Annotated in this window: 19 protein-coding genes; 15 read left to right on the forward strand and 4 right to left on the reverse strand. The window is 62.6% G+C overall.

Annotated elements, in window-relative coordinates; all coding sequences use genetic code 11:
* Positions 1 to 173 precede the first annotated feature (173 nt).
* The 9 genes from ACP92_RS05860 (at position 174) to ACP92_RS05900 (ending at position 8,532) form a co-directional block, all read left to right on the forward strand.
* Complete coding sequence (locus ACP92_RS05860; RefSeq protein WP_013233201.1) at positions 174 to 932, forward strand: SDR family NAD(P)-dependent oxidoreductase; 759 nt, start codon at positions 174 to 176, stop codon at positions 930 to 932.
* Positions 933 to 992: 60 nt separating this feature from the next.
* On the forward strand, positions 993 to 2,198 hold the full coding sequence (locus ACP92_RS05865; RefSeq protein ID WP_013233202.1) for a patatin-like phospholipase family protein: 1,206 nt from the start codon (positions 993 to 995) through the stop codon (positions 2,196 to 2,198).
* A gap of 113 nt (positions 2,199 to 2,311) precedes the next feature.
* Entirely contained in the window at positions 2,312 to 2,707 is a 396-nt protein-coding gene (locus tag ACP92_RS05870) for a guanyl-specific ribonuclease (RefSeq protein WP_013233203.1), read from the forward strand.
* A gap of 41 nt (positions 2,708 to 2,748) precedes the next feature.
* Complete coding sequence (locus tag ACP92_RS05875; protein WP_231944497.1) at positions 2,749 to 3,228, forward strand: barstar family protein; 480 nt, start codon at positions 2,749 to 2,751, stop codon at positions 3,226 to 3,228.
* Between the two features lie 123 nt (positions 3,229 to 3,351).
* The gene (gene purN, locus ACP92_RS05880) at positions 3,352 to 3,963 is read left to right on the forward strand and encodes a phosphoribosylglycinamide formyltransferase (RefSeq protein ID WP_013233205.1); all 612 of its coding nucleotides are present in this window, start codon (positions 3,352 to 3,354) and stop codon (positions 3,961 to 3,963) included.
* A 51-nt stretch (positions 3,964 to 4,014) separates the two neighbouring features.
* Complete coding sequence (locus tag ACP92_RS05885) at positions 4,015 to 5,274, forward strand: RsmB/NOP family class I SAM-dependent RNA methyltransferase (RefSeq protein ID WP_013233206.1); 1,260 nt, start codon at positions 4,015 to 4,017, stop codon at positions 5,272 to 5,274.
* A complete protein-coding gene (locus tag ACP92_RS05890) occupies positions 5,271 to 5,855 on the forward strand; it encodes a phospholipase D family nuclease (protein WP_013233207.1) in 585 nt (194 codons plus the stop codon). Before ACP92_RS05885 ends, ACP92_RS05890 begins: the two co-directional genes overlap by 4 nt.
* A 39-nt stretch (positions 5,856 to 5,894) precedes the next feature.
* Positions 5,895 to 7,253 carry a mechanosensitive ion channel family protein gene (locus ACP92_RS05895; protein WP_041310298.1) on the forward strand — a complete coding sequence of 453 codons (1,359 nt, stop codon included), beginning with the start codon at positions 5,895 to 5,897 and terminating at the stop codon, positions 7,251 to 7,253.
* An 82-nt stretch (positions 7,254 to 7,335) separates the two neighbouring features.
* On the forward strand, positions 7,336 to 8,532 hold the full coding sequence (locus tag ACP92_RS05900) for a DesA family fatty acid desaturase (protein WP_048348507.1): 1,197 nt from the start codon (positions 7,336 to 7,338) through the stop codon (positions 8,530 to 8,532).
* A 314-nt stretch (positions 8,533 to 8,846) separates the two neighbouring features.
* On the opposite strand, the gene rpmG is transcribed toward ACP92_RS05900, so the two are convergent.
* The 3 genes from rpmG to radC form a co-directional block, all read right to left on the reverse strand.
* Entirely contained in the window at positions 8,847 to 9,014 is a 168-nt protein-coding gene (rpmG, locus tag ACP92_RS05905) for a 50S ribosomal protein L33 (RefSeq protein ID WP_006463731.1), read from the reverse strand.
* Between the two features lie 24 nt (positions 9,015 to 9,038).
* Entirely contained in the window at positions 9,039 to 9,275 is a 237-nt protein-coding gene (rpmB, locus tag ACP92_RS05910) for a 50S ribosomal protein L28 (RefSeq protein ID WP_006463730.1), read from the reverse strand.
* A 206-nt stretch (positions 9,276 to 9,481) separates the two neighbouring features.
* Positions 9,482 to 10,156 carry a RadC family protein gene (gene radC, locus ACP92_RS05915; protein WP_013233210.1) on the reverse strand — a complete coding sequence of 225 codons (675 nt, stop codon included), beginning with the start codon at positions 10,154 to 10,156 and terminating at the stop codon, positions 9,482 to 9,484.
* 195 nt (positions 10,157 to 10,351) lie between these two features.
* Between radC and ACP92_RS05920 the strand changes: the two genes are divergently transcribed.
* From ACP92_RS05920 to ACP92_RS05945, 6 genes are all read left to right on the forward strand, one after another.
* Positions 10,352 to 10,807, forward strand: a complete 456-nt coding sequence (locus ACP92_RS05920; RefSeq protein ID WP_041310301.1) for an FKBP-type peptidyl-prolyl cis-trans isomerase — start codon at positions 10,352 to 10,354, stop codon at positions 10,805 to 10,807.
* A 71-nt stretch (positions 10,808 to 10,878) separates the two neighbouring features.
* Positions 10,879 to 11,850, forward strand: a complete 972-nt coding sequence (ispH, locus tag ACP92_RS05925; protein ID WP_013233212.1) for a 4-hydroxy-3-methylbut-2-enyl diphosphate reductase — start codon at positions 10,879 to 10,881, stop codon at positions 11,848 to 11,850.
* A 566-nt stretch (positions 11,851 to 12,416) separates the two neighbouring features.
* Positions 12,417 to 13,346, forward strand: a complete 930-nt coding sequence (locus tag ACP92_RS05930; RefSeq protein ID WP_013232225.1) for a branched-chain amino acid ABC transporter permease — start codon at positions 12,417 to 12,419, stop codon at positions 13,344 to 13,346.
* A 53-nt stretch (positions 13,347 to 13,399) separates the two neighbouring features.
* A complete protein-coding gene (locus tag ACP92_RS05935; RefSeq protein ID WP_013233214.1) occupies positions 13,400 to 14,614 on the forward strand; it encodes an ABC transporter permease subunit in 1,215 nt (404 codons plus the stop codon).
* Between the two features lie 15 nt (positions 14,615 to 14,629).
* Positions 14,630 to 15,397, forward strand: a complete 768-nt coding sequence (locus tag ACP92_RS05940; protein ID WP_013233215.1) for an ABC transporter ATP-binding protein — start codon at positions 14,630 to 14,632, stop codon at positions 15,395 to 15,397.
* 15 nt (positions 15,398 to 15,412) lie between these two features.
* Complete coding sequence (locus tag ACP92_RS05945) at positions 15,413 to 16,138, forward strand: ABC transporter ATP-binding protein (protein WP_013232228.1); 726 nt, start codon at positions 15,413 to 15,415, stop codon at positions 16,136 to 16,138.
* A gap of 132 nt (positions 16,139 to 16,270) precedes the next feature.
* On the opposite strand, the gene ACP92_RS05950 is transcribed toward ACP92_RS05945, so the two are convergent.
* Positions 16,271 to 16,735 carry a PA2169 family four-helix-bundle protein gene (locus tag ACP92_RS05950; protein WP_013233216.1) on the reverse strand — a complete coding sequence of 155 codons (465 nt, stop codon included), beginning with the start codon at positions 16,733 to 16,735 and terminating at the stop codon, positions 16,271 to 16,273.
* Positions 16,736 to 16,832 lie beyond the last annotated feature (97 nt).

Raw genomic sequence — 16,832 nt, forward strand, 5'->3', positions numbered from 1 at the left:
GTCGCCGCGCCGATAGTCTGCGGTGCGGCGGCCCCGCCATAATCGATCCGCAGAGGCGGATTGCCAGAGTGGACGATCCGTCCAATAATGCCGCCTGATGCATCACATCATCATCCAGGCGCACGGCCCGGGCGATCCGCCCGCGGCTGTCACGACGCTCATCAGGAGACTCCATGCGTATCGAAGGACATGTTTTCATCATCACCGGCGCGGCTTCCGGGCTGGGTGCGGCCACTGCGCGCATGATCGCAGCAGCCGGCGGCAAGCCCGTGCTGGCCGACCTGAACCAGGAGGCAGGTGAGCCATTGGCGGCGGAGCTGGGCGGTGTCTTCGTACGCTGTGATGTCAGTTCGGAAGAGGATGCGCAAGCCGTGGTGCGTGCCGCCGAGGCCCTGGGCAGCCTGCGCGGCCTGGTCAATTGCGCCGGCATCGCCCCGGCGGAAAAGCTGGTCGGCAAGAGCGGCCCGCATACCATGGCGCTGTTCATGAAGACCCTCAACATCAATCTGGTGGGCAGCTTCAACATGGCGCGCTTTGCCGCCGAGGCCATGGCCAGGAGCGCGGCGGTGGAGGAGGGCGAGCGCGGCGTCATCATTCATACGGCCTCGGTGGCGGCCTACGATGGCCAGATCGGCCAGACTGCCTATGCCGCCTCCAAGGGCGCCATCGTGGCGATGACCCTGCCGATGGCGCGCGAGCTGTCGCGCAGCGGCATCCGGGTCATGACCATTGCGCCGGGCATCTTCGAGACGCCCATGATGCTGGCCATGCCCCAGGAAGTGCGCGATTCGCTGGGGCAGGCGGTGCCGTTCCCGCCACGGTTGGGACGCGCGGCGGAGTATGCGCAGCTGGCGCGCACCATCATCGAGAACGTGATGCTCAATGGAGAGACCATCCGCCTGGACGGTGCGATCCGCATGCAGCCCAAATAAACCGCATTTACCTGCCAATTCTCTTGTCCACAGGGTCGGCGCTGCTGCTAAGCTCAGGCCATGGAGACAACCACACATAAGACCGGACTGATCCTCACCGGTGGCGGTGCACGCGCCGCCTACCAGGTGGGCGTGCTCAATGCGATTTCCATGATCCTGCTCGAAGCAGGCTGGCCGGTGCATAGCAATCCCTTTCCCATCATCTGCGGCACCTCGGCCGGCGCCATCAATGGCACTGCGCTGGCCTGCCGCGCCGATGATTTCGGCGAGGCCGTGCGCGAGCTCATGGCGGTGTGGAGCAATTTTGGTGTGGACCAGGTCTACCGGGCCGATTCGCTGGGCGTGATCCGCTCGGGCGCGCGCTGGCTGTCGCTGTTTTCCTTCGGCTGGCTGCTGCGCAAGTGGCGCGCCAATCCGCCCAACTCACTGCTGGACAACACGCCCCTGGTGAGCATGCTGCACCGCCTGCTGGACCTGCCGCGCCTGGACGCCGCCCTGGCCGAAGGCCAGTTGCATGCGCTGGCGGTGACCGCCTCGTCCTACACCAGCGGCCAGCACATCACCTTCTACCAGTGCGCGGGGGAGATCGAGCCCTGGCGGCGCACCCAGCGCCTGGCCATCCGCGACCAGATCGGCGTCGACCATCTGCTGGCGTCTTCGGCCATTCCCTTCATCTTCCCGGCCATCCCGGTCTATATCGATGGGCGCTGCGAATACTGCGGCGATGGCTCCATGCGCCAGATCGCGCCGATCTCGCCGGCCATCCACCTGGGGGCGACCAAGGTGCTGGTGATCGGGGCAGGGCGGATGGGCGAGAAAGGCGAGCAGGCGCCCACCAACACGCCGCACTATCCCAGCCTGGCGCAGGTGGCGGGCCATGCGATGTCGGGCATCTTCCTCGATGGCCTCTCAGCCGACATCGAGCGCATCAACCGGGTCAACCAGACCCTGTCGGTGCTCAACGAAGAACAGCGCCGCCACACACCCTTGAAGCCCATCCGCACCCTGGTCATTTCACCCTCCAAGCGCATCGACAGCATCGCCAGCCGCCATGTGGGCAGCCTGCCGCGTCCTATCCGCACCATGCTGGGCGGCATTGGCGCGACCGAAGCGCGCGGTTCGGCGCTGGCCTCCTATCTGCTGTTCGAACAAAGCTTCACGCGTGAGCTGATCGCCCTGGGCCAGAGCGATACCTACGCCAAGCGCGACGAAGTGATGGCCTTTTTTGAACCCGACACGGCGCAGCTGCTCCAAGCCTCTGCCTGATTTGCTGCCGGTCAAGCTTGGCCGCTGCGACGGTTGCCTAGCCGAAAGCAACACGTTAATCTACGAAATGCTTTCGCCTTGAATTGACAAAATTGCAATTAACAAAAACGCAGATGCGAGCCCGATTCATTTTCTCGATATTTTCCCGCTACTGGCTGGTGCTGTTGACCGCCCTGATGCTGTCGGCGCCGGTGCAGGCGCGCGGACCTGCGCCGGGGGGCTTGCCGGAGGTCAACCTTGACCAGCTGCCGCGCGAAGCCCAGCAGACCATGGCCCTGATCCGCGCCGGCGGACCTTTCCCCTACGAGAAGGATGGAGCGGTGTTCGGCAATTACGAAGGGGTGTTGCCCAGGCAAAAGCGCGGGTATTATCGCGAATACACCGTCAAGACGCCGCGCGCACGCAATCGCGGGGCCCGCAGGATCGTCAGCGGAGGGGAGCCCAAGACTTCCGGCGAATACTATTACACCAGCGATCACTACAAGACCTTCCGCCGGATACGGGATTGAGGCTGGTCGGGCAGCAGGGCGCACCAACCCTGCCTGCACGCATGCAAGTCAGACCTGGTCACCAGATCCACCACGATAGCCACCACAGCCACACAGCCCCGCCTATGGATACTGAAGGGAAAATAAGTTTGTTTAAAACGGTGCCGCCCAATATCGTGCAGTCCATTCGCGCCTTCCGCGTCAATGAACTGCAGCAGGAGGCCGCGCATCTGCAGCAGCATTTTCTCTATGCCTATTGCGCCCAGGCCGTGACCAAGCAGCAGGTGCTGACCAGCATCGCCACCGCTTTCCACTTCCCGCGCCACTTCGGCAAGAATTTCGACGCCCTGCACGATTGCCTGACCGACCTGACCCACAAGGCCGGCAAGCAGCCCGGTTTCGTGGTGGTGCTGGAGCAGTTGCCCAATACCCAGAAGTTCGACAAGGAAGCCCGCGAGACCCTGCTCGACGTCTTCCGCGACGCGGCCGATTACTGGGCGGAGAAGAAGGTGCCATTCCGCGTCTTCTATTCCTTCCAGTAAAGATCTGCAGCCCATCCGCCGCCGATCCGGATACTTTTTGATAAAACATTTACGCCACGATCTGCCTTGCACATCGTGAAAAACGGCGGCGGGCGGGCCGCCAGCGGGTACAATGCGCACACCATGAGAAGCATTGTCATCCTGATTTCCGGACGAGGCAGCAATATGGAAGCCATCGTCCGCGCCGCACAGGCCGAGCAGTGGCCTGCCAAGATCGCCGCCGTCATCAGCAACCGCGCCGACGCCAGCGGCCTGGCGTTCGCCGCCCAGCGCGGCATCCCGACCGCCGTCATCCCCAGCCGCGACTATTCCACGCGCGAGCAGTTCGATAGCGCCCTGCGCGACAAGATCGACACCTTCGCGCCGGACCTGGTGGTGCTGGCCGGTTTCATGCGTATCCTGACCGCGCCCTTCGTGGAGCACTATCAGGGCCGCATGCTCAACATCCACCCGTCGCTGCTGCCCAGCTTCCCCGGGCTGGCCACGCACCGCCAGGCGCTGGCGGCGGGCGTGAAGCTGCACGGCGCGACCGTGCATTTCGTCACGCCCGACCTCGACCATGGTCCCATCGTGGCCCAGGCGGCCGTGCCGGTGCAGGAAGAGGACAGCGAAGAAGCCCTGGCCGAACGGGTGCTGGAACAGGAACATGTGATCTACCCGCGCGCCGTGCGCTGGTTCATCGACGGCCGTCTGCGCCTCGATGGCCATCGCGTACGCCTGGCGACGGCGTCCTGAACGCCCAGCCTGCGCAACCCCTTATCTTGAATTGAATCTGAAGGACCTAGCATGAGATTGCCTCCCGCGATCATTCCCCATACCGAAGAACTGCTGCGCGAAGTGCTGCGTTTCACCGGCCCGGCCGATGTGACGCTGTCGCGTTACTTCCGCGACAACCCCCGGCTGGGCAGCCGCGAGCGCGGCGTGATCGCCGAGGCCGTCTATGGCCTCTTGCGCAACAAGACGGTGCTGACCAACTTTGCCGAATCGGGCAGCGGTCCGATGATGCGCCGCCTGGCCCTGCTGGGCCTGGCTGATGCGGTGGGTGCAGAATCCATCGCCGGCCTGCAGGAAGGCGAGGCCGACTGGCTGGAGCGCGTGGCCCAGATCGATCGCACCCAACTGGCTGCGCAGATGCGCAGCAACCTGCCGCCCTGGCTGTGGGACAAGCTGGTGGCGCGCATGGGCGAAGCGGCCACGCTGGAACTGGCCGAGGCCATGAACCGTCCGGCCCCGCTGGACCTGCGCGTCAATGCCCTCAAGGCCGATCGCGACACCGTCATCGCCGAACTGGCCAAGGCCCCGGTGGCCTGCGAACCTACGCCGTATTCGCCGCTGGGTTTGCGCGTGCTGAAAAAGCCGGCCCTGCAGAACCTGCCGCTGTTCAAGGATGGCGCCATCGAGGTGCAGGACGAGGGTAGCCAACTGCTGGCCCAGATCGTCGGCGCCAAGCGTGGCGAGATGGTGGTCGATTTCTGTGCCGGCGCCGGCGGCAAGACCCTGGCGCTGGGCGCGCTGATGCGCAATACCGGTCGCCTGTACGCCTTCGATGTCTCCGAGAAGCGCCTGGCCAAGCTCAAGCCGCGCCTGGCGCGCAGCGGGCTGTCCAATGTGCATCCGGTGGTGATCGCCCACGAGAACGACGCCAAGGTCAAGCGCTTGGCCGGCAAGCTCGACCGCGTGCTGGTCGATGCGCCTTGCAGCGGCCTGGGCACGCTGCGCCGCAATCCTGACATGAAGTGGCGCCAGACCGTGGAGACCCTGGCCGAGATGCGCGCCAAGCAAAGCTCCATCCTGGCCAGCGCCGCCCGCCTGGTGCGCGCCGGCGGCCGCCTGGTATACGGTACCTGCAGCTTCCTGGAAGAAGAGAATGACGAAGTCATCGCCGACTTCCTGCAATCGCATCCGGACTTCATCCTGCGCCCCATGGGCGAGGTGCTGGCCGAACAGAAGATTGCGCTGGAGATGGGCGACTACCTGAAGCTGTTGCCGCATCAACATCAGACCGATGGCTTCTTTGCGGCCGTCCTAGAGCGCCGCGCGGCATGATGCGAGGGTGCTTCTCCCGCGCTCTGCTCGCGCTGGCACTGTGCCTGCCGGCCGCCGCGCCGGCGCTGGCGCGGCAGGCCCGCGAGGCCGTGCCGCCGCCGCCGGTGATGCCGGCCCAGGGCACGATACAGCCGGCCTTTGCCCCCTGGGACGATGTCGAGGGCCTGATCGTCGGCCAGCTCGATGGCGCCCGCCGCCAGATCCTGGTGCAGGCTTACCTGCTCACCAGCCGGCCCATCACCGATGCGCTGGTTGCGGCCCGCAAGCGCGGCGTCGATGTGCGGGTGCTGATGGATGTGGGCCAGCTCGACAAGAATTCCAATGACCGTCTCAAGCAATTGCGCGGCGCTGGCATTCCGGTCTGGCTGGAGACCGATTATCGCAACGCCCACAACAAGGTCATCATCATCGACGCCCCCTTGGCGACGGCCACCGTGATCACCGGCAGCTACAATTTCACCTGGTCGGCCCAGCACAAGAATGCCGAGAACATCCTGGTGCTCGGCAAGAATCCGGCGCTGGCCGCGCGCTATGCCGAGAACTGGCAGCGGCACCGGCAGGATGCCGAAGCCGCTCCCTGAGCCGCCGTCCTCGCTTCGTCCTTTTGCTTCCCGGCCTGCATGACCGATCACTTCTTTTCCCTCTTCACTGATCCCGCCCCGCTGTCGCTGCTGCGCCAGCTGGGCCTGATCGCCCTGTGCCTGCTGGGCGGCATCGCCCTGTCGCGCTGGTTGCGGGCGCGTTTCATGCTGCCCGGCGACGACGTCCCGCAGTCGCTGGTCATGCAGATCGGCGTGAAGAGCTTCGCCCGCGTGCTCTCGCCACTGCTGGCGCTGGGGCTGCTGACGGCCGCCTACTACGCGCTCAAGCGCAGCGGCCATTCGGTGACACTGTGGGAAATCATGTTTCCGCTTACCGTGGCGCAGGTGGCGATGCGCTTCGTGTTCTATGTGCTGCGCGGCATCTTCGTCAAGGACGCGACCGTGGGCGCCCTGTTGCACCTGTCCGAGAAGGCGATCGCCGTGCTGGTCTGGCTGTGCGTGGTGCTCTGGATCACCGGCTTGTGGCCGGACTTTGTCGATTACCTGGATGGCACCACGCTGCCGCTGGCGCGCCACAAGGTCTCACTGTTGACGATGTTGCAAGGCGCGGCCTCGGTGCTGGTGACGCTCATCATTGCCCTGTGGATAGGGACGGTGCTGGAAAACCGCCTGATGAAGTTCAGCGGCATGCATTCCTCGCTGCGTACCGTGGTGGCTCGGATGCTGCGGGCGCTGCTGATCCTGATCGCCTTCCTGGTCAGCCTGTCGCTGGTGGGCATCGACCTGACGGTGTTGTCGGTCTTCGGTGGCGCGCTGGGGGTGGGTATCGGTCTGGGCTTGCAGAAGATCGCCAGCAGCTATGTATCGGGTTTCGTAATCCTGCTCGAGCGCAGCATGGTCATCGGCGACATGGTTGCCGTGGATAAATATTTCGGCAAGGTCACCCAGATTAATACCCGCTATACCATCCTGGAAGGGCTGGACGGCATCGAATCGGTGTTGCCCAACGAACTGTTTGTCTCAAATCCGGTACAGAACTATTCATTGACGCACCGCATTGTACGTTTGTCCACACAGCTTACAATTCTGTACCAGGATGATGTCGAGACCGTCTTGTCAATCATGGAACAGGCCGCACTTGGGGTGCAGCGGGTATCCCAGCAGACCGCCCCGCAGGCCCTGCTGATCAAGATCGGGGCCGACGGGCTGGACCTGGAGCTCGGTTTCTGGATTACCGATCCGGAAAATGGCCGGCTCAATGTCTTGTCGGACGTCAATCGGGCCATCTGGGCTGCCTTCAAGCAACATGGCATTGAAGTGGCGCACGCCAAGCGCGACATTCGCATCATGGATGAGCGCAGCTTCCGCCAAAGTACGGGCAAGGAAAATCCTGATATGCCAGGGGGGCAGAATTCGCGTACAATGCCCGGTAATTAAAAGAAAATAAAACCATTTTCACGGAACAAGTAATAATCCTGTTTTGTAGTCCAATAGTTGTTTTCTATTTGGAGTTGTACTGATGACCCTTGATGCGATCCTCGACTTTGTTGCCAACGGCCTGCTGCATGCATCCGGTTGGCAGATTGTCATTTACACCCTGGTGATGACCCACATCACCATCGTGGGCGTGACACTCTACCTGCATCGTTGCCAGGCGCATCGCGCGCTCGAACTGCACGCGATCCCCAGCCACTTCTTCCGTCTGTGGCTGTGGATGACCACCGGCATGGTGACCAAGCAATGGGCCGCCATCCACCGCAAGCACCACGCCAAGTGCGAGACCGAGGAAGATCCGCACAGCCCGCAGACCCGCGGCATCAAGAAGGTGATGTGGGAAGGCGCCGAGCTCTATCGCGCCGAATCCAAGAATGACGAAACCATGGAGAAGTTCGGCCATGGCACTCCCGACGACTGGCTCGAGCATAACGTCTACAGCAAGTACAGCTGGCAAGGCGTGGGCCTGATGCTGATCATCGACGTGCTGCTCTTCGGCGCCATCGGCCTGACCATCTGGGCGGTGCAGATGGCCTGGATTCCCTTCTGGGCGGCCGGCGTGGTCAATGGCCTGGGTCACTTCTGGGGTTATCGCAACTACGATTGCGTGGATGCATCGACCAACCTGTTCCCGATCGGCATCCTGATCGGCGGCGAGGAAATGCACAACAACCACCACACCTTCGGCACCTCGGCCAAGTTCTCGGCCAAGTGGTATGAGTTCGACGTCGGCTGGATGTATATCCGCATCCTGGAAACCTTCGGCCTGGCCAAGGTCAAGAAGGTGTTGCCGGTGCCCAAGTTCGACCGCCAGAAAGCCGTTATCGACTTCGACACGCTGCAATCGGTGATCGCCAACCGTTACGACGTCACCGCCAAGTACGCCCGCTCCCTCAAGAGCGCGTGGAAGGATGAGCTGGACCACCTGATCGAGAAGGCCAAGCTGGAATCGCGCTTCCTGAAGTCGTCCAAGAAGCTGCTGCAGCGTGAGCCGGGCCGTCTGGAAGATGGTCAGAAGCAACAGCTCTCCGAACTGTTCGCGCACAGCAAGGCGCTGCAGACCATGCATGAAATGCGCATCGAGCTTAGCGCCATCTGGGAGCGTTCGCACTCGACCCGCGAGCAACTGCTGCAGCAATTGCAAGACTGGTGCGCACGCGCCGAGGCCTCCGGTGTGAAGGCCTTGCGTGACTTTGCACTGCGCCTGCGCAGCTATGCCTGATTGACCAGTGTTGGCCAGTACCCGCTGGCCACCTGGGCAGGAATAAAAAATCCCCGCAGAGTGATCTGCGGGGATTTTTCTTTGTGCGCGGGCTGGTGTGCGCAGGCTTGAGCGCCGTGCGCCAGTCTACAGCCCCCTTGTCCTGTCGCGGCGCCGCTGCCCGGCGCCATCAGCGGCGAGGCCTGCCGAGGCGCTCCCGGCTTTGCGTCGAGACAGCGGCGCGAAGGGGGGGAGGGCAGTGGACGATGGCCGGCACAGGCAATAAAAAACCCGCAGATCGCTCTGCGGGTTTTTCATCGGGAGACCGGGATCAATTACTTGATCTTGGTTTCCTTGTATTCGACGTGCTTACGTGCCTTGGGATCGAACTTCATGATGCTGATCTTTTCGGGCGTAGTACGCTTGTTCTTGGTGGTGGTGTAGAAGTGACCAGTACCTGCGGTCGACTCCAGTTTGATTTTGTCGCGGCCGGATTTCGCCATGATAGATTTCCTTTACTCTGCTAATTAGACTTTTTCGCCACGAGCACGCAGATCGGCCAGAACGGCGTCGATGCCGATCTTGTCGATCACGCGCAGGCCGGCGTTGGACAAACGCAGCGAAACCCAGCGGTTCTCGGATTCGACGAAAATGCGGCGGTTCTGCAGGTTGGGCAGGAAACGACGCTTGGTCTTGTTGTTTGCATGGGAAACGTTGTTGCCGACCATCGGCCCCTTCCCGGTGACTTGGCAGACACGTGCCATGTGAGACTCCTTAAAAATTTCCGAATTTGGGAAAAGCGAGAGTATAGGGAAAAAACTTAGACTTTTCAATGACTTGCGAAAAACAATTGTGTCGCGGTTAGAAAAATGCATTTAACAATTTTCTTCGTCACGCTTTCCCGAGCCTGCCTTGTCGACGCAGAACCCGCCTCCCGTGCGGGTTTGCGGCCGGTCTGCGCGGTCCGGTGCTACATCTTCCCGTGGTCGGCGAAGGAGTAGAGACGTGTTCCGGCCACCACGAAATGGTCCAGCAGGCGGATGTCCATCATCTGCAGCGCCTCGTCCAGCGCGGCGGTCAGCCGCAGGTCGTGGTCGCTGGGTTCAGGGTCCCCCGAGGGATGGTTGTGGGCCAGGATGACCGAGGCCGCGTTATGCCGCAGCGCGGCCTTGATGACCTCACGGGGGTAGACGGCGGACTGGGTCAGCGTGCCCTTGAATAATTCTTCGGTGCCGATGAGCTTGTTGCGCACGTCCAGGAAGAGGGCGACGAAACATTCCTGTTCGCGATGGGCCAGCATCAGTTTCAGATAGTCGCCCACAGCCCGTGTCGAATTGAGCAATTCGCGCTGCCGCATCTGCGTGTGGATGGCGCGGCGGGACATTTCCAGCACTGCCCGCAGCTGGGTGCAGGTGGCAGGTCCCAGGCCCTTGCCCAGCGGCAGGTCTCTTTCGACCGCGCCCAGCACGCCGTCCAGCGAGCCGAAGCGCTGTATCGTCTCGCTGGCCAGCTCCACCGCATTCTTGCCGGGAATGCCCACGCGCAGGAAGATCGCCAGCAATTCCGCGTCCGACAGCGCGGCCGGTCCGTGCTGGGCCATCCGCTCGCGCGGCCTTTGTTCCTTGGGCCAATCCGTGATCACCATGTCTTGAAGCTCCTGAAAATGAAGGAAATGAAGGAAATCGCCTGCTCGGTCCGGCGGCCCCGGCGGGGTCTTGAGCCGCCTCAAGGACAGTGCAGGGAAGTGCGCCCGCCTGGTCGCCAAGATGAATCCAGCCCCGGCGCGGCAGGCCAACGTGGCTTACAATAGCGGGCTATTGTGCCTATCCGAGTTTCCGCCATGTCCAGCCCATCCGTACCCGTCGTCACCGAAAACGCCTATCTCACGCTGCATTACCGCCTGGCTTCGCTGGAAGGGGAAGACATCGTCAGCACCTTCAACGAGAATCCTGCCACCCTGCAGTTCGGACAGGGGCAACTGGCGCCGTTCCTGGAATCCTGCCTGCTGGGTTTGCCCGAGGGCGCGCACCAGACCTTCGAGCTGGCCCCGGCCCAGGCCTTCGGCGAGCGCACCGATGAACTGGTGCAGCGCATTTCCCGCGCCACCCTGGAAGAGAACTCTTCCATGGACGAGCAATATCGCATCGGTGACCTGGTGGATTTCGCCGCGCCCGGCGGTGGCCGCTTCGCAGGCATCCTGCGGGCGATGGATGATGATGGCGCAATTTTCGACTTCAATCATCCGCTGGCCGGCCAGACATTGAAGTTCGAAGTGAAAATCATAGGAATCCTGTAAGCGCCTCGATATTTGGCGATGCAGTGCTAGTGAAGTAGTGAAGAAAGTCGTGAAGAATCAAGGAAATCACCATGACCATGGATAAAGCCGAATCCGAAATCCTGCTGGCCCAGCCCCGTGGTTTCTGTGCGGGCGTGGATCGCGCCATCGAGATCGTCGAGCGCGCGCTGGCGCAGTTCGGCGCACCGATCTATGTCCGCCACGAGATTGTCCATAACGCCTACGTGGTCAACGACCTGCGCGCCAAGGGGGCCGTGTTCATCGAGGAGCTGGCCGATGTGCCGGCCGGCAGCACCGTCATCTTCTCGGCCCACGGCGTGTCCAAGGCGATCCAGGCCGAGGCGGCCGAGCGCGGGTTGACGGTGTTCGACGCGACCTGTCCGCTGGTCACCAAGGTGCATATGGAAGTGGCCAAGATGCGCCGCGAGGGTCGCGAGATCATCATGATCGGCCACGCCGGCCATCCCGAGGTGGAAGGCACCATGGGCCAGACCGAAGCCGGCATGCACCTGGTGGAAACGGTGGAAGACGTGCAGCGCCTGCAGGTAGCCGACCCCGCGCTGCTGGCCTATGTTTCCCAGACCACCCTGTCGGTGGATGACACGGCCGAGATCATCGCCGCCTTGCGTGAGCGCTTCCCCGCCATTTCCGAGCCCAAGAAGGGGGACATCTGCTATGCCACTACCAACCGCCAGGAAGCCGTGAAGTTCATGGCGCCGCAGGTGGACGTGGTCATCGTGGTGGGCAGTCCCAACAGCTCCAATTCCAACCGTCTGCGCGAGCTGGCCGAGAAGAAGGGCGTGGCGGCCTTCATGGTGGACAATGCCGCCCTGATCGATCCGCTATGGATCCAGGGGCGCCAGCGCATCGGCGTCACCGCCGGGGCTTCCGCGCCGGAAGTGCTGGTGCAGGCCGTGATCGACCGTATCAAGGAAATCGGCGCGCGCAGCGTGCGGGTGCTGGAAGGGATTGAAGAAAACGTCACCTTCCCCCTGCCCAAGGGCTTGGGGACGCGCACGGCGCCCAGCGAGACAGCCGCCTGAGGCCGGGTCGACACTGAAGAGCGTGGAGCGCATGGATTGCGTTAAAAGGCTTGCCGATGCAAGCCTTTTTCAATTTGGCCGCAGTTGATGCAATAAAACGGTGCGGTTCACTGGTCTTACCGCGCTTTCTTATGTAACAGCCGGGTCTTTCTGCTGGATTGTATGAAGGTTCTGCGTATAATTCCGCACCAATATTGACGAGCCGCCCAAAAGGCGGCTACGCGAGAAGCCTCCTTCGAGCGAGGCCCGGCGCGCCGCCAACGCGGCGTAACGAGAGACAGGGAGACCCCAACCATGCAAGTCCATCTGCCAGCCGGCCTGCGCCGGCCTTGTCGGCATTCCCGCCACAGGCGCTGCTGTCGCATCCGCGGCGACAGCGGCTGATATCGCTTCACTTCCCTCTGTCCCCGTCTGTCAGCTTGGCTGAGCAAGCCTTTGGTTGAAGGGCAATGATCGTATCCCGGCCGCCGGGAACGGATTTTGCTAATCGCCATGCTTTCGTGCAGCGCCCGCCCGGTGCAGGCCTCCGCGTTTTTCTTGTTTTCATCTAGATCGAAGAGTTAACCATGGACATTTTCATCCAGCAGATCATCAACGGATTGGTGCTAGGCAGCATGTACGCACTGATCGCCCTGGGCTACACCATGGTGTATGGGGTGCTGAACCTGATCAACTTCGCCCACGGCGACATCCTGATGGTGGGTGCGATGGTCGGCCTGTCGCTGCTCAAAGTGGTGCAGCAGGTGGCGCCCGGCCTGCCGGGCATCGTGCAGCTGGTCATCGCCATCGTCGGCGCCATTCCGGTGTGTATCGTGGTGAGCCTGCTCATCGAGCGCATCGCCTATCGTCCCCTGCGCAACGCCCCGCGCCTGGCCCCGCTGATCACGGCCATCGGCGTGTCCATCCTGTTGCAGACCTTGGCCATGATGATCTGGGGCCGCAGCCCCTTGCCCTTCCCGCAGGTCATGCCGTCGGACCCGGTGCATATCGCCGGCGCCCTCATTTCGCCCACACAGATCATGCTGCTGGCGTTGGCCGTGCTGGCCATGGTGGGCCTGGTGCTGATCGTGGAAAAGACCAAGATGGGCCGCGCCATGCGCGCCACCGCCGAGAACCCGCGCATCGCCGGCTTGATGGGCGTGGACGCCAACAAGGTCATCGTGGTCACCTTCGCCATCGGCGCCGGCCTGGCCGCCATTGCCGGGGTCATGTGGGCGGCCAACTATTCCACCGCGCAATTCGCCATGGGCTTCGTGCCGGGCCTGAAGGCCTTCTCGGCCGCCGTGCTGGGCGGCATCGGCAACATCTACGGCGCCATGCTGGGCGGCATCCTGCTGGGCCTGATCGAAAGCCTGGGCGCGGGCTACATCGGCGACCTGACCGGCAACTTCCTGGGCAGCAACTATCAGGACATCTTTGCCTTCATCGTGCTCATCATCGTGCTGACCCTGCGTCCCTCGGGGATCATGGGCGAGCGCGTCGCTGACCGCGCCTGAGCCTGGCCATCCTCCAGTCATCCACACCTTTATAGAACCAGAAGAGAAGACCTATGGCTCTCCTAACTTTCGACATGAAGCGTAATCCCCAGCAAGCCCGCATCAGCCTCTTGCTGCTGCTGGCCCTGATGATCGTGTTTCCCTTCGTGGCCCAGCAGTTCGGCAATTCCTGGGTGCGCATCATGGACGTGGCGCTGCTCTACATCATGCTGGCTCTGGGCCTGAACGTGGTGGTGGGCTTTGCTGGCCTGCTGGACCTGGGCTACATCGCCTTCTACGCCATCGGTGCGTATAGCGCGGGCTTGCTGGCCTCGCCGCAGTTTGCGGCGGTCATCGAATCCTTCGTCAACACCTATCCCAGCGTCGGCAACTTCCTGGTGTGGCTGTGCGGTCCCGAGATCGTGCAGAACGGCATCCACCTCTCGCTGTGGCTGATCGTGCCGATCTCGGCCTTGCTGGCTGCGCTCTTCGGTGCGCTGCTGGGCGCGCCGACCCTGAAGCTGCGCGGCGACTACCTGGCCATCGTGACGCTGGGCTTTGGCGAGATCATCCGCATCTTCATGAACAACCTCAACGCCCCGGTCAACATCACCAACGGGCCGCAGGGCATCAACCTGATCGATCCGATCAAGGTGTTCGGCGTCTCGCTGGCCGGTGAGCCCGGCTCGGGCTCGATGGTCAAGGTCTTCGGCATGAGCATGCCCTCGGTCAACGCCTATTACTTCCTGTTCCTGCTGTTGTGCATCGGCGTGATCTTCTTCTCGGTGCGGCTACAGGATTCGCGCCTGGGCCGGGCCTGGGTCGCCATCCGCGAAGACGAGATCGCCGCCAAGGCGATGGGCATCAACACCCGCAACGTCAAGCTGCTGGCCTTCGCCATGGGCGCGTCCTTTGGCGGCGTGGCCGGGGCCATGTTCGGCGCCTTCCAGGGCTTCGTCTCGCCGGAATCGTTCTCGCTGACCGAATCCATCGCCGTGCTGGCCATGGTGGTGCTGGGCGGCATCGGCCATATTCCTGGCGTGGTGCTGGGCGGCGTGATCCTGGCGGCGCTGCCGGAAGTGCTGCGTCACGTGGTGGAGCCGGTGCAGATGGCCATCTTCGGGAAGGTCTGGATCGATGCCGAAGTGCTGCGCCAGCTGCTCTACGGCCTGGCCATGGTGGTGATCATGCTGACCCGCCCGGCCGGCCTGTGGCCCTCGCCGCGCCATGAAGACCGCCCCGAAGCGGACCATACCCAAGTCGGCACGACCGGCGAAGTCAAAGCCTAAGCAGGAGAGAACAAGATGAGCCAGACACTGCTCAAGATCCGCGACGTCAGCAAGCGCTTCGGCGGCCTGCAAGCCTTGAACGGCGTGGGCATCACTATCGAGCGCGGCCAGATCTATGGCCTGATCGGCCCCAATGGCGCGGGCAAGACCACCTTCTTCAACGTCATCACCGGCCTGTACCAACCCGACACCGGCACCTTCGAACTGGACGGCAAGCCCTATTCGCCCAGCGCCCCGCATGAGGTGGCCAAGGCCGGCATTGCCCGCACCTTCCAGAACATCCGCCTGTTCGGCGAGATGACCGTGCTGGAAAACGTGATGGTGGGCTGCCATGTGCGCACCAAACAGAACGTCTTCGGCGCCGTGTTCCGCCACAAGGCCGCCCGCGAAGAGGAAGCGGCCATCCGCGAGAAATCGCAGAAGCTGCTGGACTTCGTGGGCATCGGCCAGTTCGCCAAGCGCACCGCGCGGCACCTGTCGTATGGCGACCAGCGCCGCCTGGAGATCGCCCGCGCCTTGGCGACCGATCCGCAACTGCTGGCGCTGGACGAACCGGCCGCCGGCATGAACGCCACCGAGAAGCTGGGCCTGCGCGAGCTGCTGGTGAAGATCCAGGCCGAGGGCAAGACCATCCTGTTGATCGAGCACGACGTCAAGCTGATGATGGGCCTGTGCAACCGCATCACGGTGCTGGACTACGGCAAGCCGATTGCCGAAGGCGTGCCGGCCGATGTGCAGAAGAACCCGGCGGTGATTGAGGCCTATTTGGGTGCGGGACATTAAGCGAGACCATAGAACATGACAACCAACATTCTTAAAGTCCAACAACTGAGCGTGGCCTATGGCGGCATCCAGGCCGTCAAGGGGATTGACCTGGAGGTCAATGAAGGCGAACTGGTTACGCTGATCGGCGCCAACGGCGCGGGCAAGACTACGACCCTGAAGGCCATCACCGGCACGCTGCCGGCCAGCCGTGTCGAGGGGCATATCGAGTACCTGGGCCAGCCGCTCAAGGGCAAGAAGTCCTTCGAGCTGGTCAAGGACAAGCTGGCGATGGTGCCGGAAGGGCGGGGCGTCTTCACGCGCATGAGCATCCAGGAAAACCTGTTGATGGGCGCCTATACCAGCGACGATAAGGGCCAGATCGCAGCCGATATCGACAAGTGGTTCGCGGTCTTCCCGCGCCTGAAGGAGCGCGCGGCGCAGATGGCGGGTACGCTCTCGGGCGGCGAGCAGCAGATGCTGGCCATGGCGCGGGCGCTGATGAGCCATCCAAAATTGCTGTTGCTGGATGAACCGTCGATGGGCTTGTCGCCGATCATGGTGGAGAAGATCTTCGAGGTGATCCGCAATGTGTCGGCGCAGGGCATCACCATCCTGCTGGTGGAGCAGAACGCCAAGCTGGCGCTGGAGGCGGCGCATCGCGGTTACGTGATGGAGTCGGGCCTGATCACCATGCAGGGGCAGGCGCAGCAGATGCTGGATGATCCGCGGGTGAAGGCGGCCTATCTCGGTGAAGGGTAAGAGTGCTGAAGCGCTCGTTTTTCTGTAAATGATATAAATTATTTACCGAACGATAGCGGTCTCAATGAAAAACGCAGCCACACAGGCTGCGTTTTTTTATGCTTACGTCATTGCATATTGACGCATCCAGGATCAGGCCGCCTTGCGCGCCCGCACCTCATTGCGCAGGCTCTTGACCTTGTCGTGGTTGGCCAGCACGCCCTGGTACTGACGTTCGATCAGCAGGCGGATGTCGGTCGGCAGGTCTTCGCTCAAGGCCTTGCGATAGGCGTTCACAGCGGCATCCTCGCCGCGTTCGCATTCTTCCAGGATGCTTTCGTCATCCCGTCCGGTGATGGCGCTCTTCAGGTTCACCCATTGGCGGTGCAGCGCGCCGCCCAACGTGCTGTGGCTGGCCGGTTCACCACCCAGGCGGCGTACCAGGTCCTGCAGGTCCAGCACGGTCTGCGCGCATTCAGTGGCGCGCGCCATGAAGGTGTCCTTGTAAGGGATATAGCGCTCCTGGGCGTCATCGGCACAGGCGCGGAAGCCCTTCTCGCCATCCATGGAAATCTGGATCAGGTCATTGAGGGTGGAAATCAGGTGGTCGTTGGTCATGGTGGTCTCCTTTCTGGCATAGCGCCGTGCGCGACTTGGACGACTTGGGACTCAGGTCACGCCGGCAGTCCGTGGAATCGGGCAGGTCAGTGAACGA

The sequence above is a fragment of the Herbaspirillum seropedicae genome (assembly GCF_001040945.1).
In the GTDB taxonomy this organism is placed as follows: Bacteria; Pseudomonadota; Gammaproteobacteria; order Burkholderiales; family Burkholderiaceae_D; genus Herbaspirillum; species Herbaspirillum seropedicae.